Genomic DNA, 17,774 nt, shown 5'->3' on the forward strand with positions numbered 1-17,774 from the left:
GTGAGGAGACTCAGGTCAGCGCAGACAGAGGGCGCTGGAAACCCGGAGGAGGTCGATGTGGAGGCGGTAGTACGGCGGCTTGCGCGTCATTCCCGTCTCCTCTCGTCGGTCGTGTCATTTCAGTATGGGACGCGGCTGAAAGATTAGTAAGTCGGTCGACAAAGCTCTCAATATATGGACGCCTTATACCGGCCTGGAGGGCCTGCTCGACGCCAATCGCGGGGTGATCCGCGTCACGGCGACGGCGACTTTCTTGCCCAACCGGTTCACGCCTGAGCATGCACCGGACGGCAGGACGCCCTCACCGAGCGTGTTCGATTTCGTTGAACTTTCCGCAATCCGTGTTTGAGGGGTTCGTGACCTGCTCGTTATGGTCATTCAGTCGCCGTACCCCCTCAACGGCGGATACCCCTCCCTGGAAGGCTTCTCGTGCCCACTCACCAAGACGCGCCGCAATCAGACCGGCAGGCGTCCAGCCGCCCGGCTGCTTCGCGCCGGGTGGCAAAGCACCGCTCCTCCCGCCGCAACGCGACCCGCCGTACCCAGCTGATCGGCCTGACCGCCGCACTGGCCGCCGCAGCCGGGACCACGACCGTCGGACTCAGCTCGTCCGTGACCGGTCCGGCCAACGCATCCGGGAGCACCGGCCTGAACCCCTCACAGGCCGACGCTCTGACCGCCGCCCGGATCGACCGGCGCGACCTCGGGTCCCGGGACGCGTCCCGGATCGACCTGTCGCTCGCGTCGACCCGGAAGGCGGCGGCCGAGACCGCCGCGAAGCAGCGGGCCGCGCGACTGGCCGCGAACGCGACGCTGACGCAGCGCCGGGCGCTCGCGCTGGCCGCCGCGAAGGCAACCGCCGCGAAGAAGGCCGAAGCGAACGCCAAGGCCCTCGCCGCTGCGAAGAAGGAAGCCCTCGCGAAGGCAGCGGCGATCAAGGCGGCTGCGGCCCCGAAGATCGTGCTGCCGACCACCGGCTACCACCTGACCGCCCGCTTCAACCAGGCCGGCGGCCGCTGGGCGCACAACCACACCGGTCTCGACTTCGCGGCCCCGATGGGTACGCCGGTTCGCTCGGTGATGGCCGGTGAGGTCATCCAGGCCGACTTCGAAGGCGCGTACGGCCGCCAGGTGAAGGTGCGGCACGCCGACGGCACGGTCACGTCGTACAGCCACATGTCCGAGTTCGACGTCTCCGTCGGCGACTCGGTCGAGGCCGGCACGATGGTCGGCCGCATCGGCATGACCGGCAACACCACCGGCCCCCACGTCCACTTCGAGGTCCTCCCCGGAGGCGGCTCCCCCATCGACCCCGAACCCTGGCTCCGCGAACACGGCCTCAACCCGTAAGACCTCCTACAAGGTCTTGGCCATGTCGAGGGCGGCTATGTAGTGGCCCTCGATGAGGAATTCGTTGGGGTGGGTGCCTTCCAGCACGTAGCCGTGGCGTTCGTACAGGCGGCGGGCTGCGGTGTTGGTGCTGTGGACGTGCAGGCTGATCTTGCGCGCGCCGCGGAGGCGGCCCTCGGCGGTGGCGGCGTCCAGGAGGGCGGAAGCGACGCCCAGTCGGCGCGCCTCGTGGGCGACCGCGAGGCCGTTGATCGACAGTACGCCGGAACCCTCGGGGAACGGGTACTTGTCCTGCAGGCGCAAGTACCCGACCACGGCCCCCTCGTGCTCCGCCACCAGATGCGCCTCCGGCCCGCTCCGGCTGAAGAACGTGTCCTGCAGGGTTTCCAGGTACGACGGGAACCCCGACGACGCGTCCCACGCGCTCCGCTCGATCGCGAGCAGCGCCGCGTCGTCCTCCTCGACGGCACGTCGTACCGTCACTTGCTGGTCACCTGATCGGCGGTCGTCACTCACCGCACCATCCTCGCCCGCCGTACGGGCCAACTGTCTGCGGGGTCAGGTTCCGGGGCCGGTATCGAAAACGTATCGGAAATCGCAGACGCTGCCGCAACATCGCCTTGGATGAACTGTCGGCATGCTGACCAATCACCTGAGGCGCGATCGTCGGCTCGCCGTACCCGGCCGCCTGGCGATCGTTGCCGCCGTCATCAGTCTCGCGCTGACCTCGTGTACAGCGGTTTCCGCGCAGGACTCGGCACCGTCGAGCACCGGATCCGACCGGTCCTCCAAGTCCGGCTCGACCAAGGGCGGACCGCCCGGCGCGGCGGACGGCGTACTCCCGGACCACACCTCGGCGTACGACACCAGCCTGCCCGGGGTCACCAAGCTCGATCCCGCTCTCCGCGAGGCCGTCCAGAAGGCCGAGACCGCGATGAAGGCGGACGGCATCAAGATGCAGGTCACGACGGGCTGGCGCAGCAAGAAGTACCAGGAAGAGCTGATGGAGAAGGCGATCCGCAAGTACGGCAGCAAGAAGAAGGCCAAGGAGTACGTCGCCGACCCGGACGAATCGCACCACGTCACGGGCCACGCCGTCGACATCGGCCCCACCGACGCCGACTACTGGCTGATCCGCCACGGCAACCGCTACGGCCTCTGCCAAACCCTCTCCAACGAGATCTGGCACTTCGAACTGGTCACCACCCCGGGCGGGACCTGCCCACCCATGACCGACCCGAAAGGTTAGCGGGGTTCTTCGGGGGGATCGGGGAGTTTGGCGAGGGGGCGTTGGGACCAGGCGACGTCGTGCCAGGCGTCGAGCTTCCAGCCGATGTCGCGGTAGGTGCCGATCGGGTCGAAGCCGAGGGACTTGTGCAGGGCTTCGCTGGCTGGGTTGGGCAGGGTCACGCCGGCGATGGCGGTACGGAAACCGCGTTCGGACAGGCGGTCGAACAGGGCGTTGTAGAGCATTCGGCCGGCGCCGGTGCGATGGTGGCTGGGGGCAACATAGACGCTCACCTCACAGGACCAGCGGTACGCCGGGCGCGGCTTCATCGGACCGCCGTACGCATATCCGACGACCTGGCCGTCGTCTTCGAGAACCAGCCACGCGTGGGTGGACTGGGCCTTGGTGATGCGCTCGGCCATCTCCTCGACCGTCGGCGGTTCGAGCTCGAACGTGATCGAAGTACCGGTGACATAGGGCGTGTAGATCGCCGCGCAGGCCTCGGCGTCCGCGGCCGAAGCGTCTCTGACCTGAACCATGACACGATAGTAGCCATAACTGACGCTATAGTGGCAAGCGTGATGGATGAACTGTCTCGATCCTTGGCCGCGACCGTGCAGCAGGCACGGGTTGCGCAGGACCTGTCCGTGAACGCGCTCGCCGAGCGATCGGGGGTATCGCGCGCGATGATCGGGAAGATCGAGCGGGGCGAGGCGCAGCCCACCGCCGTACTGCTGGGGAAGTTGTCCGGTGCGCTCGGCATGACGTTGTCCGAACTGGTCGCCCGCGCGGAGAACACGGGTGAGCTGCTTCGGCGAGCGGACGATCAGCCGGTCTGGACCGACCCGGTCACCGGGTACCGCCGACGCGCGGTGTCCCCGGTGACCGACGGGCCACTGGAATTGGTGGAGGTGGAATTGCCTCCTGGGGCGTCGGTCTCGTACCCGGCCGACGCCTACATCTTCAAGTACCAGCAGTTGTGGATCCTCGACGGACGGCTCCGCTTCCACGAAGGATCACAGGTCCACGAACTGCACGCCGGCGACTGCCTGCAACTCGGTCCGCCCCTACCGACGACCTTCCACAATCCGGGTACGTCGGTGTGCCGCTACCTTGTCGCGCTGGTCAAAGGGCGCGGCTGAAACCACTGCGCCGCCGCGTCACGCAGACCTTCACGTTCCGCGATCCCGTCCTTGTCGGCCGCCCAGGCGACGTAACCGTCCGGCCTGATCAGCAAGGCGATCGGAGCCTCACCCCGGCCGGTGACCACCTCGATGGGCTCCGAGACGAGGTCGGCGAACGAGGCGTCGGGGGTGAGGTCGACGAGAAGCGGGCGGGCGGACCGCATCAGCTCGGCCAGCCGCACCGAGCCGATCGTCAGATCCGGCGCCCAGCGGCCGACCAGGGGATGCGAACCCTCGTAGTACTTGATGTCCGCGCCGGAAATCAGTTCCGCAACTCGCTGCACGTTCCGCGGATCGGTCAGAAACTCGCCGAACAGTTTCCGCAACTCCGTCACCTGCTCACCCGGTGCGATCAACGCGGACTGCGCCTGGGTGTGCATCACGACCCGCTCTCCCACCGGCCGGCGCTCGGACTCGTACGTGTCGAGCAGCCCCGGCGGCGCCCAGCCCTGCACCTCGGCCGCCAGCTTCCAGCCGAGATTGACCGCATCCTGCAGCCCGAGGTTCAGCCCAGGCCCGCCGATCGCGGAATGCACATGCGCGGCATCGCCGACCAGCAACACTCGTCCGGAACGGAAACTCGAGGCCAGCCGGCTGTTCCCGCCGACCACCCGCCGGAGCTGCCGCACACCCTCACCCGTTGGCTCGACCAACGGCAGGTGGACGCCGAGCACCCGGTCGGCGCTCTCCTGCAACTCCTGGAACGTCACCTCGCCGTCGGGCGGCGTGTCCCACTCTCCCGTGCTGATCGCGGGCAGCCGATTCGGAAACGGCGCCCAGACGAACAGTCCACGTTCCGTCCGCTGGTGCAGGAACGGCGGCACGACGCCGTACCCGGGGATCTTCAGCAGCCCGTCCTCGATGTACTCGGGCGGCACTGCGGCGCTTCCGGTCCGGGACACCATCGAGTCGTTGGTGACGCCGGGAAAGTCGATTCCGGCCAGTTTCCGCGTCGGGCTGTGCCCGCCGTCGGCGCCGACCAAGTAGCCGGCCCGCAGTTCGTACTCGCCGTCCGGTCCGGACAGCGACACCGTGACGCCGTCCGCGTCCTGTGTGAACCCGGTCAGCTCGTGACCACGCCGGATCTCGACGCCGAGTTCCAGGGCCCGCTCCTGCAGCACCTCCTCGATGCGTACCTGCGGAACCTGCAGCAGGTAGACCGGGTTCTCCTCGAGTACGTCGAGCGGCAACGGCATCGCACCGAACACGAAACCAGGAGCCGGCTGCGGCGGACCCGGCGTACCGCTCAACCGCTCGTACAGGCCCCGCCGGTCGAGCATTCTGATGACCTGGCCGACCAGGCCGTTGGCGCGCGGCACTGTGCTGCGTTCCGGAAGTTTCTCGAGCACGATCGGCCGGACTCCGGCCAGCCGGAGTTCACTGGCGAGCATGAGGCCGTTCGGTCCGGCCCCGGCGATGACAACTTCTGCGTCCATGACGCGTCCCTCCACTTAGGCGTGACTGACCGCCCCGGCGACTTACCGGGGTCGAGTAGTTCTGTTGGCTATTCGGGGACGGGCAGGCCGGCTTCGACCTGGTCGAGCGCCGACGACAGCAGGTCGGCGATCGAGCGCGGCGGATCGGCCCGCAGCCACTCCGCCATCACGACCGCGCGGGTCGCGCCGATCACCTCGGCGACCAGCCGCGGATACATCCCCGAGGCGCCGGTCCGGTCGGCGACCGCGGCCGCCAGTTCCTCACCGACCCGGGCGTAGGCGCGCGCGACCGCACCCTGCAGTGCCGGCTCGCTCATCATCAACCGGATGCCGGCGAGCCACTGCTCATCCGGCGGCCGGCGCCCGCCGTGACCTTCCTCGCCGAGGGCGAAGTGCTTCTCGATCGCCACCCGGATCGCGACCCACAACGGCTCGTCGGCGGGCCGTGCCCGGAGCTCCTCGGCGATCCGCAGGCTGCGATCCACCTCGCGGGCGGCGATCGCATCGGCCTTGCTGTCGAAGTAGTTGCGGAACGTCCGCAGCGAGACGCCGGCCTCGTCGGCGATGTCCTCGATCCGCACGTTGCCGTACCCGCGCTCGACGGCGAGCCGGACGGCCGCCCAGCTCAACGCGATCCGCGTCTCCTGCTTCTTCCGCTCCCGCAACCCGTCGGCCATATCTCGACCGTAGCAGAAGTTGCCCAAAGAGCAAAGATGCCTTTTAGGCAATTTCTTCCAACCGGGCAGAACTGGCGTCGGACCGTGGTTGGGTTAGCTCATGACGGTGTCCCCGCTGGTCTGGGTGCTGACGCTGCTGGTGATCGTCGGCCTGTTGCTGTTCGACTACTTCTTCCATGTGCGGTCGGCGCACGTCCCGACCCTGCGCGAAGCCGCCGTCTGGTCCGCGCTGTACGTCGGGATCGCGCTGCTGTTCGGACTCGGCACCCTCGTCCTCGGCGGCGGCGACATGGGATCGGAGTACTTCGCCGGCTACATCACGGAGAAGGCGCTGTCGGTCGACAACCTGTTCGTGTTCCTGATCATCATGACCGGTTTCCGGGTGCCCCGGGAGAACCAGCAGAAGGTCCTGCTGGTCGGGATCGTGGTCAGCCTGATCGCGCGGGCCGGGTTCATCTTCATCGGCTCGGCGTTGCTGAACACGTTTTCCTGGGTGTTCTACCTGTTCGGGATCGCGCTCCTGCTGACCGCCGGAAACATGCTCAAGCCGGAGACCGAGGAGTCGCACCAGGCGCAGAACCTCGTGGTCCGGCTGAGCCGCCGGCTGTTCCGGACCTCGGAGGAGTACGACTCGGACCGGCTGACGACGGTCGTCGACGGTCACCGGATGCTCACGCCGATGCTGCTGGTGATGGTCGCGATCGGCGCCACCGACCTGATGTTCGCACTCGACTCGATCCCGGCGATCTTCGGCCTGACGCAGAACGTGTACGTCGTGTTCACCGCGACCGCGTTCAGCCTGCTCGGCCTGCGGCAACTGTTCTTCCTGCTGGACGGGCTCCTGGACCGGCTGATCTACCTGTCCTTCGGGCTCGCCGCGATCCTCGCGTTCATCGGCGCCAAGCTGATCCTGCACGCGCTGCACGAGAACAACCTGCCGTTCGTGAACGGCGGCGACCACGTCGAGGTGGCGGAGATCAGCACCGGTCTCTCGCTGGTCGTGATCCTGGCCGTGCTGGTGATCACGATCTTCGCGTCCCTGTTCAGCACCCGCGGGCGGACGCAGACCGCGATGGCCCACATCCGCCGGGACGCGACGGCGTACCTCGATCCGGAGTACACCGACGACCCCGGGGAGCGGGAGCGGGTGTTCCAGCGGTTGCTACGGGCCCGCGACCACATCACCGAGCTCGGTCCGAAGGCCAAGCAGCAGGTCTGGAACGAGGAGGATCTGATGGCCCTGTGCCGCGAGGTCGGCGAGGCGCACGCCGCCGCCCACGCCGACCACGAGATCCGGCCTAGCCTTTGACGGCTCCTGACGCGAGACCGCTCACGTAGAACCGCTGCAGGCCCACGTACAGCACCACGCACGGGATCATCGCGATGACCGATCCCGCGACCAGCGAGCCGAAGTTGATCTCGCCGTACGCGCCGGCCTGGACGTTCACGAGCGCGACCGGCAGTGTGTAGAGCTCGTCCTTGGTCAGGAAGGTGAGCGCGCCGAGGAACTCCGTCCAGGCCGCGAGGAACGCATAGAGCGCGACCGTCGCAGCGCCCGGTGTGATCAGCGGACGCAGGACGGAACCGAGCATTCGGAACGTTCCGCAACCGTCGACATGCGCCGAGTCCTCCAGCTCCACCGGCACCGAGGCGAACGAGTTCCGCATCACGAACACCCCGAACGGCAGGTTGACCGTGGTGTAGAACAGCACCAGCCCGAGCAGGCTGTCCGTCAGCCGCAGGACATTCATCTCCAGGTACAGCGGCGTCAGGATCGCCTGGAACGGGATCATCATCGACACCACCACGAGCGCGAACAGCAGCGGCCCGCCGCGGAACCGGAAACGCGCGAACCCGTACCCGGCGAAGGTGGCGAGCAAGGCCGTCAGGATCGCGGTACTGATGGCGACGACCAGACTGTTTCCGACCGCCCGGATCAGGTTTCCGGGTCCCTCGATCAACGTCCGGAAGTTGTCCCAGGTCAGATCGAAGAAGGTTTTCCCGTCCGGGGCCGCGACGATCACGTCGTTCGGCTGCACCGACCGGAAGAGGGCCCACAGCAACGGTACGGCGAAGACCAGGAACGCGCCGCCACCGCCGATCACGTAAAACGTGTTCTTGAGTCGCATCGTCAGTCCTTCTCCCGGAGCAGGCGGAACTGGGCCGCGGTGACGAGACCGACCACGATCACCAGCACGATCGACAGCGCGGTCGCGGCGCCGAGCTGCAGCTGGACGAAGGCCCGGTTGTAGATGTACTGGACCACCGTCGTGGTGTCGGTTCCCGGACCGCCGCGGGTGAGGATGTAGAACTGCGAGAACGCGAGCAGCGAGCCGATCACCGAGATGATCACCGCCATCGCGATCGTCCGCCGCAGGATCGGGATCGTGATCTCCCACTCCTGTTTCCACCAGCCGGCACCGTCCAGCTCGGCGGACTCGTAGTACTCCCGCGGGATCGCCTGCATGCCGGCCATCAGCAGCATCATCGTCAGCCCGCTGACCGCCCAGATCACCAGCACGCAGATCAGTCCGGTGGCGAGCGGCCCGTCCACCAGCCAGGCCGTCGTACCGTCGGTGATGCCGAGCTTGCGGAGCACGATGTTGATCACGCCGCTCTCCGGCTGCGCCTCCAGGACGGTGACGAAGCTGAGCGTCGACAGTCCGACGACGAACGGCAGGAAGAAGACCGTCCGCAACAACGTGGAGCCGCGGCGTTTCCGGCGTACCAGGACCGCGAGCGCGTAGCCGAGCACCAGGATCGGCCCGGTCACGATGACCGTGTAAAGCAAGGTGTAGAGGACGGACTTGGCGAACGCGGCGTCGGAAACGATCGCGGTGTAGTTCTTCAGCCCACTGAACTTCACCGTGCCGATCAACGGCCAGTTGGTCAGCGAGATCACCAACGCGAACCCGAGCGGGACCAGGACGAAGACGCCGACGAACAGTACGGCGGGACTCACCAGGAGCAGCCCCGTCCGGCCAGGATGTGTGAGCGAACGCGGCGTGGTCATGCCTGCCCCTGACGGAGAATGCGGTCGTAGTTCTGTTGTGCTTCCTTCATGGCGGCCTCCAGCTCGCCGTCGAACACGGCGCGGCGGAACATCTGCAGCCACGGCCCGTCCGGCTGGTTGTAGAGGAGGTTGTAGGAAAGCGTTGTCGGCGCGTACCCCTCCTGGATCCGCTCCAGCGGCAGCGTCGCCAACGGGTACTTCTTCGCGAACTCCGGCGTCCGCGCATCGGATCGCACCGGCGTGTATCCACCGGCCGGCAGATCGATCTGTTGCGGCAGGTCCAGCGCGAACCGCACGAACTCCCACGCCCCCGATGCATTGCGCGCGCCGCGTGGGATACACATGTTGTCGCCGCCGTCGAAGAACGCCGCACCGCCGTCGGGCCCGGACAGCAACCGTGGCGCCACCTTCTGGTGGAACGCCTCGTCGGACGCGGACACGACCACGCTGTAGTTGGACGGGAAGATGCCGATCTTGCCGGCCCGGAAATCGCTCCCCCAACGGGACGCGTCGTCGGAGAAGTTCGCCCTCGGCACCAGGCCGTCGACCCACAGCTGCCGGTGCAGCTCGAGCATCTGCCGGACGACGTCGTTCCCGGTGATGTGCCCGGACTGGCTGCCGATCGGTCCCTGGATCAGATCCGTGTCCGCGGCCCACACCATCGGCTGGACGACGAAGCCGAGCGCTCCCGGACTGTTCGCCGGGAAACTCCACGCATAGATGTCGTCGCCGAGTTTCCGGAACTTCCGGGCCGCGTCGAGCAGGTTTCCGAACGACTTCACCGCCTCGTCAGGATCGACGTCGGCCCGGTCGCAGAGCTCGGTGTTGAACCAGAACATCGAGTTGTCCGCGAGGTACGGAACGCCGTACGCCCGGTCGTCCTTGGTCGCCAGCCGGAGATGGCCGGGGCTGAGTTTGTCCCGGAAATCCAGCGCGGCAAGCGGTTCCGTCAGGTCGGTGAACGCGTCGCGGTAGATGAACAGCATCGAGTTGATGTCGTCGATGTCGACCAGGTCCGGCACCGTCCGGCCGCGGATCGCGGTCGCCAGCTTGGTCACGTACTGGGCGTCCAGGACCGGTGTCAGCTCGACGGTGAGCCGGTTCTGGGACGCGTTGAACTTCTTCACCAGGTCGGTCAGACCGGTCTGCGTCGCCGCCCGGCACCACACCTGCACGGTGCCGGTGGCGTCCTGCCCGAAACCCGCCGCCTGGACGTCGGGTTCGGGCAGGACCGAGCTACAGCCCGGGAACAGACCGGCCGTGGTCGCCGCGGCACCTAAGCCGAGGAGCTTCCGCCGGGTGAGCATCGTCACGCCCTGGGCAGCCAGACGCGCATGGCACCGATCTCCCGGTTCGCCCACGCGTAGTACGGAACCGCCACCACCTCCACCGCATCACCGGTCGAATCGGTCGCCCCGGGCTCGAACGACCACCCTGGTTTGTGCCCCGTACCTGTACGTCCTTGGGCCCTCAGCACAGTCACCCCGTCCAGCAGATTCGACGCCTCAGCGGTGGGTGCCTCAGGCAACAGGTGCAGGTCGTCCACGTTCGCGTGGTTGTCGGCCTGTTCGACCGCGTACACCAGTGGGCCGCGTTCGAGAGCCACACAACCTCGCACGGCGTCGATGCGTGGATCTGCACCTACTACACGTGGTGTGAGCGGGAGAACCAGTTCGATCTCGGAGGCCTCTACCCGGGCATAGCCGCCCGCGTCCACCGAATCCCCGTTCACAGTCGCACCTACCGCCCACCCCGGAATGCGTAGTTCAACCACAGCAGGATTCGTGGAGGTGATGCGAACGGTGCCGTCCCACGGGTAGTTGGTGTCGATGGTCACCTCGACGTCGCCGGACTTGATGACGCCGGCGGCGTACTGGTGGATCTGGACGGCGTCGTCGGTGGTCGTCGCGAGGTAGCCGTCGAGACTGGACAGCGTGCGCATGATGTTCGGCGGACAGCACGCGCAGTCGAACCAGCCGCGCCGTCCGTGCGCCGGACTCCGGCCGGTGTCCGGGTACGCCGCTCCGCGCAGCTGCAACGGGTTGACGTAGAAATACTCCGTCCCGGACAGTGACACACCGGCAAGGAAACCGTTGTACAGCATCCGCTCGATCGCATCGCCGTACGACGCCTCACCCGTCGCGAGCAGCATCCGCCAGGCCCACTGGATTCCGCCGATCGCGGCACACGTTTCCGCGTACGCACGGTCCGGCGGCAGCTCGTACTCGTCGCCGAACGCCTCACCCTCCCACCGCGCACCCAGCCCGCCGGTGACGTACGTCTTCGTGGACCACATGTGGTCGAACTGCCGCTTCAGGGAGTCCAGCAGCTCGGAGTCGCCGGTTTCCAACGCGACGTCGGCCGCACCGGCGGCGAGGTAGACCGCGCGGACCGAGTGCCCCTCGACCGTGGTCGCCTCGCGGACCGGGACCCGGTCGGAGAAGTACGCCGGCGAGTGTCCGTGCCGCTCGATGATCCCGTGCCCACGAGCCTCGACGAACCATTTCGCCAGGTCCAGGTACGCCGTCGTACCGGTTTCTCGATAAAGCTCGACGAGGGCCATCTCGATGACCGGGTGGCCGTCGATGTCGACCGTCTTGTCGTCGCCGAACGTCGCGACCAGGTGGTCGGCCAGCTTGGTCGCTACATCGAGCAGCGCCCGGTCGCCGGTGCAGCGGACCTGGGCAACCGCGGCCTGGATCAGGTGGCCGGCGCAGTAGTGCTCGTGGCTCCAGACGAGTTGCTGGTAGCGACCCTCGTCGCCGTACCGGAGCTGGACAACCGAGTCGAGGTACCCGTCCTCGCGTTGGGCGGCCGCGACGACCGCGGTCAGATCGCGGATGCGCCGCAGCAGGTCGTCGTCGGGATTGCGCCCGTACTCCCACGCCGCGGCCTCGAGCCACTTGTAGACGTCGGAGTCGGCGAACACCGGGCCGATCGCCTCGCCCTCGCCGAGGCCGGCCGCGAGGCGGAGGTTCTGCAGGTTTCCGGCCTTCTCGAGCTGGTCCTGGCCGCTCGGGATCGCGTCCGCGCCGTTGCGGGCCTGCCGCGGCGCCCAGAAGCCGCCGGTGATCGTGGCCTGGCCGAGTCCGAGGGGGTGCCGGCGGCCCTTCGTGGTGGCCGCCGGGCTGCGGGAAGTAGTGACAGTTTCCGGGGAAGCGCTCATCTGCCGTGACTCCTGAGTTAGGAAAATCCGGAACACGTTTTCCTGGACGAAGGTAGAGAGCCTTCAGCGCCAGGTCAACCCCTACCTGTGGATAAACTCCGGACCGGCCGCGATCCGTGGGGTACTGTGCCGGAAACCTCAGGAAAGGAGTTGCCGCATGGCGTCACGGACCATCCGCACGCCCGGGATCAAGGACGTGGCCGCGCTGGCCGGCGTCTCGGCGAGCACGGCGTCGAAGGCGCTGAACGACACCGGGCAGCTCCGCGCGGAGACCCGCGAGCGCGTCCGGCGGGCCGCCGAACAGCTCGGTTTCACCCCGGACAGTCGCGGCCGCGCGCTCGCGTCCGGGCGTAGTTTCACGGTCGGTCTGATCACCACGGACAGCTCCGGCCGGTTCAGCATCCCGATCATGCTCGGCGCCGAGGACGCGCTCAGCGCGGGCGAGATGGCGCTGGTCCTCTGCGACACCCGCGACGACCCGCTCCGCGAGCAGCACTACCTGAAGTCGCTGGTGTCGCGCCGGGTGGACGGCATCATCGTGACCGGCCGCCGGACCGAGGCGCGGGAGCCGATCGACGTGCCGATCCCGGTCGTCTACGCGTTCAGTCCGTCGACCGATCCGGACGACACGTCGGTGATCGTCGACGACCACGGCGGCGCCGCGTCCGCCGCGCGGCACCTGCTGTCCCTCGGCCGCGAGCAGATCGCGCACGTCACCGGGCCGGAGTCACACCTCAGCGCACAGATTCGAGCCGCGGCGACCATGGGGGCCGCGCGGGAGGCGTTCGTCGGCCAGCCGCTGTACGGCGAGTGGAGCGAGCGCTGGGGCCGGCACGCGGTCGACGTACTGCTCCGGGCGCAGCCGACCGTCGACGCGATCACCTGCGGCAGTGACCAGATCGCCCGCGGCGTCTGCGACCGCCTGCGCGAGCTCGGCCGGTCAGTCCCCGACGACATCGCGGTCACCGGCTACGACAACTGGTCCGTGATGGCACTGGCCAGCCGCCCACCGCTCACCACCGTCGACATGGAACTCGAAGAACTCGGCCGCCGGACCGCCAACCTGCTCCTCGACGTCATCGCCGGTTCGCCCCGCCGCGGCCAACTGATCCTCCCCACCCGCCTGATCCCCCGCGAGTCGACGCTCGGCACCTGAGCGGACCTTTCGGCGGCGCACGTCCAGTCTTCGGATGGTCACCCGCAGGACCGCCGTTGGTTCCGAAAACCCTCTAGATTGATGCGGTGCTGCGCAAGCTAGTGATCGGCGTGGCGGTCATTGCCACGCTGGTGGCGGGGGTGGGGACCGCACGCCTGGTCCTTCCGTGGACCGATCCCGCCCGTGGTGTGGTGAAGCAGCTGGCGTTCCTGCGTGCCGAGCTCGAGGGCGGCGCGGATCTTTCCGCGCAGAAACAGTTTCCGGAGGGCTACTTCTTTCTGAACGTGCTGTACGGACTGACCTGGGTCCAGGTCGGCATCGACGATCCCGGGCGATCCGCGGACGCGACCGCGGAGGTGCGGTGGGCGCTCGACCGGATCGCGTCCTCGGACGGGACCGCTCCGTTCGACGAGTCGCTGCAACCGCAGTACGGCGTCTTCTACGCGGGCTGGACAAACTGGCTGCGCGGCGGGCTGATCGCGCTCGGCCACTCGGATGCCGCCGACCGCGACACGTTCACCAGCGAATCGGTGGAGATCGCCACCGCTTTCCGGACCGCGGAAACCCCGTTTCTGGCGGCGTACCCCGGACAGGCCTGGCCGGTCGACTCGGTCGTGGCGATCGCCTCGCTCCGCCTGTACGACGCTTTGGTCGCACCGCGCTTCGGGCAGATCGCGCGGAACTGGGTGACGACGGCGAAGACGAAACTGGATCCGGCCACCGGGCTGCTCCCGCATCAGGCCGTTCCGCAGGTTTCCGGCGCGCGCGGCTCGTCGCAGGCGATGATCCAGCGGTTTCTCATCGACGTCGATCCGGCGTTCGCGCGAACGCAGTACGAGATCTTCAAGGACAAGTTCGTCACCGGGCTCGGCGTTCGCGAGTACCCGAAGGGCACGACCGGACAGGGCGATGTCGATTCAGGCCCGCTGGTGTTCGGGATGAGTCTTTCCGCGACCGTCGTCGCGATGGGCGCGGCGCGGGTGCACCACGATCCGCTGGGCGACCGGCTGGCGCGGACGGGTGAGTTGGTCGGGCTGCCGTTCAGCGGCTTGAAGACGAAGCGGTACGTGTTCGGCGCGGTTCCGATCGGGGACGCTTTCCTCGCCTGGTCGACCTCCGCGCGGCCGCTGGTCGCCGCCGGCCAGCCGGAGCTCGACGGCGAGTCCGGCTGGTGGCGGCTTCCCTGGCTGGTGCTGCTCTGGCTACCGGCGTTGATCCTCTGGGGCGCGCTCCACCTCAGGCATCGCGGCCGAAGGCGGAGGCGAGCGCACTGAGCTTGCGCGGCAGGTCGTACTCCGCGCCGCCTTCGTGCCCGTTGTAGGTGAACACCTCGATTTCCGCGGGACCGGCGTACCGGTGGTAGGCCGCGAACACCGTCGACGGCGGGCAGATGTTGTCCATCAGCGCGACCGAGAACCACGCCGGGCAGGTCGCCCGGGCGGCGAAGTTCACCGCGTCGAAGTAGGACAGCGTGCCGATCGCGGTCTCGGTCTCGAACCGGTGACCCTTGAGCCAGCGCGCGATCTCGGCGTACGGACCGTTGTCCGTGATCTGCGACGCCCGCCGGTAGTGCGACAGGAACGGTACGTCGGCGATTGCGGCGGACAGGTCGGCACGCAGACCGGCGACTGCGATCGCCAGCCCACCGCCCTGGCTGCCACCGAGCACGGCGACCCGATCGCTGTCGACGTCCGGACTGCTCTTCACGGCGTCGACCGCACGGACCGCGTCGGTGATCAGCCGGCGGTAGTAATGCTTGGCCGGATCTTCGATTCCGCGGGTCAGGAAACCCGGTGACGACGATCCGTGTCCTTCCGGCGCGATGTCCGCAGTTTCCGAAACGGTTTTTCCGCCACCGCCCTGACCACGGTTGTCCATGATCAGGTGCGCGTACCCGGCCGCGCTCCAGGTCAGCCACTCGTACGGAATCCCGCGGCCACCGTTGTAGCCGATGTACTGCACGACCGCGGGCAACGGCCCGGTGCGATGGCGTGGCAGGAGCAGCCACGCCTTCACCGGTTGACCACCCCACCCGCTGAACGTGACGTCCTGGACCTCGACGGTCGCCAGGCGTGCGTTGTACGGCGTGAACCGGGCGTCGATCGGGTATCCAGTCGCGTCGTCGAGCGTCTGCTTCCAGAACGCGTCGAAGTCCGCGGGCTCCTCCGGCTCCGGCCGGTACTCACGCAACCGGTCCAGAGGCATGTCGACCAGCATTCGCCTTCCTTTCAGTGGAAGTGGCTTTCAGTGGAAACAGACTGTTGCCGCGTTTCCGTGGCGGTCGGTCGTGTCGACGACGATGCGCCAGCCGCGGTCGCGGCGGCTGACCGTGACCCCGGCATCGGCCTTCGTCAGCAGCAGGTCGGGCTTGTCCAGGTCGACGGTGACCGAGGTACGCGTCTGCGTCGGATCCGAGATCGCGACCGTTCCGCCGGCGACCACGATCGAGGCCGGGCCGTCGGCGGTGAGTTCGGCGACGGTGCCGGCCGTCCAGAAGTTGGCCGCCAGGACATTGCGCAGCCGGACAGCGTGCGCCGTACTGTCCGCCCGCAGTTTCTGGACCGGGAGCTTGCCGGCGAACGACTTCGTCTCCGCGAGTGTTGCGGTCGGCAACTGCACGTAGAAGTAGCCCTGCCCGGCCGGCGCCGTACCGTGCGCGAACCACACGGTTTGGTAGGGCCGGGTCACCGGGGTGTCGGTGCCGTACTTGAGGTTGATCTCCCGCCAGGTCGCGGTCCGGTTCTCGCGCAGCGCCTGTACCGGTGTGCGATCGGGGAACACGTAGCCGCCGGTGCCCTCGAGATGACACCAGCCCGGAGCTGCGGTGAAGGTCTCGTCGCCGGTGCGCAGCTTGCGGTTCTCGACCACCGTCTCGACCGTGCCTTCGCCGGTAATGTCCGACCCGAGGCACACCATCACGTCGTCGACCAGGAACCAGCTCTTCAACGCCCGCAGGTTCGTCCCGAACCCGCGCAGATCCATGCCATAGGCACCGATCGTGCGCTTCGGAATCGACACACCACCGACCCAGTCGGCCTCGCTGGTGCTGCGGAAACCGTAGGAGTCGGCCAGTCGCCGGGTGTCGATCGTGGTCCCCGGCAACCGGTACGGGTCGACCGTCGGCCAGTAGTCGCCCGAGTAGTGACCCAGGTCGTCGTCGTACAGCAGCACCATCCCGTCGGACAGGTGCCAGCCGTGCAAGTTCTCGGTCTGGATCGACTCGTAGTTGTAGATCCGCGACGAGTACGCGCTCAGTCCGATCGTGAACGACGGACGGTGGTGCGCGACCTTGTCCATCCGCGGGTACTGCTTGTGCAGGACGAGCGGACCGCGGGCCGAGGCCGACGATGCGAGGATGCTCCGGGCCGCCACCAGCGAGGCCGGATCGGTGACTGTGAGGAAATCCCGGAAAGTATCTTCGGTGATCCACTGCTTGACCAGTGCGGTCAGTTGCGCGGCCCGTTCCGCCGGCGCGGCCGGGATCAGGCGCAGCGTGCCCTCGATGATCGTCTGCGTCGGCGCGTGATTCTGCTTGCTGGGACGGGCGATCTCACGACCGCAGACCGAACCCATCAGGTCGCCGCGCACCATCAGCGGATCGAACGCGTCGTTGATCCAGCCGTAGATGTTCTCGAGCTCCGGATCGGTGACGGTCCACTCGGTCCCGCCGAGCAGATAGAGCAGGGAGGAAAGCGTTCCGAGCAGTTCCTTGCCGTAGCCGCCGTTGTACGGGTGCTTGTAGTGCTGCAGGAACGATCCGTCGCTGTAGAACCCCTCCCCGGTTCCGTCGATCCGCCCAGGGGCGTCATTGAACGCGAGCACGCTGTTCGCCCCGCTGCCCTCGACGTCGCTGATCGCGTCGCGGACGCGCACGAGTGCGGCGGTGTCGCCGTCGAGGACGGCCCGGACCGCCACCACGGTGGCGATCCAGACCCGGTTCGCGCCGGTCGCGATCTGCCGGTCGGCGCGCCACAGGTTCGGGTCGGGCGTGTAGTAGTTGATGGCCTGCGTGTACGTCGTACGCACGTCCGCCGGAATCACGTCGTACAGCAGGACCAGCGTGTCGGCGAAGGCGGCGGCACCGCCGATCTCCCAGTCGTAGTCGTTGTCGTACCGCGGGAGCGTGGGGCTGTAGCGGTTCGTGTGCATCCATTCGAGGGCGCCGCGAATATCGTCGGCAACCGACGCGTTTCCTTGGTGGGCCGAGCCGTTCGTGGCCCACGCGACCGCGATCTGCTTGATCCGGCGGAAGTTCGAGGCGACGTGGTTGGAAAGCGTTGTACTCGCGAGATCCGGCCAAAGGGTCGTACGGCCCGCCGAGCGGTCGAGAGTGGCGAGCGCGGACTGGGCCAGGCGGTCGACGCGGGCGATCGCGACGGCGAGGTCCGGGTCGGCGGGGTCGACGGTCGGGCCGCCGGTGAGCAGCGTCTGCCAGCGGAGGCGGAGTTCGTCGGTGGACGCGTCGGCCCAGGTGGGTGTGGGGAGGGCGAGGAGTGTGGCCCCGCCGATCATTCCGCCGAGAACAGTCCGGCGGCGGAGGGTGAGGTCAGGCATAGAGGTCCTC

General features: G+C 67.8%; 16 protein-coding genes. 6 read left to right on the top strand and 10 right to left on the bottom strand.

Going from position 1 to position 17,774, the window contains the following annotated elements:
* Positions 1-429: 429 nt before the first annotated feature.
* On the top strand, positions 430-1,350 hold the full coding sequence (locus tag EV649_RS18725) for a M23 family metallopeptidase (protein ID WP_241998335.1): 921 nt from the start codon (positions 430-432) through the stop codon (positions 1,348-1,350).
* 6 nt (positions 1,351-1,356) lie between these two features.
* On the opposite strand, the gene EV649_RS18730 is transcribed toward EV649_RS18725, so the two are convergent.
* Positions 1,357-1,866: a GNAT family N-acetyltransferase gene (locus EV649_RS18730; protein ID WP_130384717.1), complete on the bottom strand. Its 510-nt coding sequence runs from the start codon at positions 1,864-1,866 to the stop codon at positions 1,357-1,359.
* 121 nt (positions 1,867-1,987) lie between these two features.
* Between EV649_RS18730 and EV649_RS18735 the strand changes: the two genes are divergently transcribed.
* Positions 1,988-2,599, top strand: a complete 612-nt coding sequence (locus tag EV649_RS18735) for a M15 family metallopeptidase (RefSeq protein ID WP_130384718.1) — start codon at positions 1,988-1,990, stop codon at positions 2,597-2,599.
* On the opposite strand, the gene EV649_RS18740 is transcribed toward EV649_RS18735, so the two are convergent.
* Positions 2,596-3,117 (bottom strand): GNAT family N-acetyltransferase, encoded by a 522-nt coding sequence (locus EV649_RS18740; RefSeq protein ID WP_130384719.1) that lies wholly within the window; start codon positions 3,115-3,117, stop codon positions 2,596-2,598. The two genes, EV649_RS18735 and EV649_RS18740, sit on opposite strands and share 4 nt — an antisense overlap.
* Positions 3,118-3,159: 42 nt before the next feature.
* Between EV649_RS18740 and EV649_RS18745 the strand changes: the two genes are divergently transcribed.
* On the top strand, positions 3,160-3,720 hold the full coding sequence (locus EV649_RS18745; RefSeq protein ID WP_241998442.1) for an XRE family transcriptional regulator: 561 nt from the start codon (positions 3,160-3,162) through the stop codon (positions 3,718-3,720).
* On the opposite strand, the gene EV649_RS18750 is transcribed toward EV649_RS18745, so the two are convergent.
* Both EV649_RS18750 and EV649_RS18755 read right to left on the bottom strand, forming a co-directional pair.
* On the bottom strand, positions 3,687-5,198 hold the full coding sequence (locus EV649_RS18750) for an FAD-dependent monooxygenase (RefSeq protein WP_130384721.1): 1,512 nt from the start codon (positions 5,196-5,198) through the stop codon (positions 3,687-3,689). The genes EV649_RS18745 and EV649_RS18750 overlap by 34 nt on opposite strands.
* A 68-nt stretch (positions 5,199-5,266) precedes the next feature.
* The gene (locus tag EV649_RS18755) at positions 5,267-5,875 is read right to left on the bottom strand and encodes a TetR family transcriptional regulator (protein WP_130384722.1); all 609 of its coding nucleotides are present in this window, start codon (positions 5,873-5,875) and stop codon (positions 5,267-5,269) included.
* A 100-nt stretch (positions 5,876-5,975) separates the two neighbouring features.
* Here EV649_RS18755 and EV649_RS18760 point away from each other — a divergent pair, with 100 nt between their 5' ends.
* Positions 5,976-7,184, top strand: a complete 1,209-nt coding sequence (locus EV649_RS18760; RefSeq protein ID WP_130384723.1) for a TerC/Alx family metal homeostasis membrane protein — start codon at positions 5,976-5,978, stop codon at positions 7,182-7,184.
* Here EV649_RS18760 and EV649_RS18765 read toward each other — a convergent pair.
* Genes EV649_RS18765 through EV649_RS18780 form a run of 4 tightly spaced genes read right to left on the bottom strand, consistent with a single transcriptional unit; the run spans position 7,174 to position 12,054 of the window.
* Complete coding sequence (locus EV649_RS18765) at positions 7,174-8,004, bottom strand: carbohydrate ABC transporter permease (RefSeq protein ID WP_130384724.1); 831 nt, start codon at positions 8,002-8,004, stop codon at positions 7,174-7,176. The genes EV649_RS18760 and EV649_RS18765 overlap by 11 nt on opposite strands.
* Before the next feature lie 2 nt (positions 8,005-8,006).
* Entirely contained in the window at positions 8,007-8,888 is an 882-nt protein-coding gene (locus EV649_RS18770) for a sugar ABC transporter permease (RefSeq protein WP_130384725.1), read from the bottom strand.
* The gene (locus EV649_RS18775; protein ID WP_130384726.1) at positions 8,885-10,195 is read right to left on the bottom strand and encodes an extracellular solute-binding protein; all 1,311 of its coding nucleotides are present in this window, start codon (positions 10,193-10,195) and stop codon (positions 8,885-8,887) included. Before EV649_RS18775 ends, EV649_RS18770 begins: the two co-directional genes overlap by 4 nt.
* A gap of 2 nt (positions 10,196-10,197) precedes the next feature.
* A complete protein-coding gene (locus tag EV649_RS18780) occupies positions 10,198-12,054 on the bottom strand; it encodes a beta-L-arabinofuranosidase domain-containing protein (protein ID WP_130384727.1) in 1,857 nt (618 codons plus the stop codon).
* Between the two features lie 157 nt (positions 12,055-12,211).
* On the opposite strand from EV649_RS18780, the gene EV649_RS18785 reads away from it, so the two are divergent.
* On the top strand, positions 12,212-13,210 hold the full coding sequence (locus EV649_RS18785; protein WP_130384728.1) for a LacI family DNA-binding transcriptional regulator: 999 nt from the start codon (positions 12,212-12,214) through the stop codon (positions 13,208-13,210).
* Positions 13,211-13,296: 86 nt separating this feature from the next.
* Positions 13,297-14,484, top strand: a complete 1,188-nt coding sequence (locus EV649_RS18790) for a hypothetical protein (protein WP_130384729.1) — start codon at positions 13,297-13,299, stop codon at positions 14,482-14,484.
* On the opposite strand, the gene EV649_RS18795 is transcribed toward EV649_RS18790, so the two are convergent.
* Both EV649_RS18795 and EV649_RS18800 read right to left on the bottom strand, forming a co-directional pair.
* A complete protein-coding gene (locus EV649_RS18795) occupies positions 14,447-15,427 on the bottom strand; it encodes an acetylxylan esterase (protein WP_130384730.1) in 981 nt (326 codons plus the stop codon). The two genes, EV649_RS18790 and EV649_RS18795, sit on opposite strands and share 38 nt — an antisense overlap.
* Positions 15,428-15,454: 27 nt before the next feature.
* A complete protein-coding gene (locus tag EV649_RS18800; RefSeq protein ID WP_130384731.1) occupies positions 15,455-17,764 on the bottom strand; it encodes a polysaccharide lyase 8 family protein in 2,310 nt (769 codons plus the stop codon).
* Positions 17,765-17,774: the final 10 nt, after the last annotated feature.

Source organism: Kribbella sp. VKM Ac-2569 (assembly GCF_004216905.1).
Taxonomy (GTDB): Bacteria; Actinomycetota; Actinomycetes; order Propionibacteriales; family Kribbellaceae; genus Kribbella.

Excerpts from the sequence above, each read along its gene's own strand:
- EV649_RS18785 (WP_130384728.1), top strand. The coding sequence starts at position 12,212 with ATGGCGTCACGGACCATCCGCACGCCCGGGATCAAGGACGTGGCCGCG.
- EV649_RS18750 (WP_130384721.1), bottom strand. The coding sequence starts at position 5,198 with ATGGACGCAGAAGTTGTCATCGCCGGGGCCGGACCGAACGGCCTCATG.
- EV649_RS18770 (WP_130384725.1), bottom strand. The coding sequence starts at position 8,888 with ATGACCACGCCGCGTTCGCTCACACATCCTGGCCGGACGGGGCTGCTC.
- EV649_RS18795 (WP_130384730.1), bottom strand. The coding sequence starts at position 15,427 with ATGCTGGTCGACATGCCTCTGGACCGGTTGCGTGAGTACCGGCCGGAG.
- EV649_RS18745 (WP_241998442.1), top strand. The coding sequence starts at position 3,160 with ATGGATGAACTGTCTCGATCCTTGGCCGCGACCGTGCAGCAGGCACGG.
- EV649_RS18755 (WP_130384722.1), bottom strand. The coding sequence starts at position 5,875 with ATGGCCGACGGGTTGCGGGAGCGGAAGAAGCAGGAGACGCGGATCGCG.
- EV649_RS18740 (WP_130384719.1), bottom strand. The coding sequence starts at position 3,117 with ATGGTTCAGGTCAGAGACGCTTCGGCCGCGGACGCCGAGGCCTGCGCG.
- EV649_RS18765 (WP_130384724.1), bottom strand. The coding sequence starts at position 8,004 with ATGCGACTCAAGAACACGTTTTACGTGATCGGCGGTGGCGGCGCGTTC.
- EV649_RS18775 (WP_130384726.1), bottom strand. The coding sequence starts at position 10,195 with ATGCTCACCCGGCGGAAGCTCCTCGGCTTAGGTGCCGCGGCGACCACG.
- EV649_RS18735 (WP_130384718.1), top strand. The coding sequence starts at position 1,988 with ATGCTGACCAATCACCTGAGGCGCGATCGTCGGCTCGCCGTACCCGGC.
- EV649_RS18800 (WP_130384731.1), bottom strand. The coding sequence starts at position 17,764 with ATGCCTGACCTCACCCTCCGCCGCCGGACTGTTCTCGGCGGAATGATC.
- EV649_RS18760 (WP_130384723.1), top strand. The coding sequence starts at position 5,976 with ATGACGGTGTCCCCGCTGGTCTGGGTGCTGACGCTGCTGGTGATCGTC.
- EV649_RS18780 (WP_130384727.1), bottom strand. The coding sequence starts at position 12,054 with ATGAGCGCTTCCCCGGAAACTGTCACTACTTCCCGCAGCCCGGCGGCC.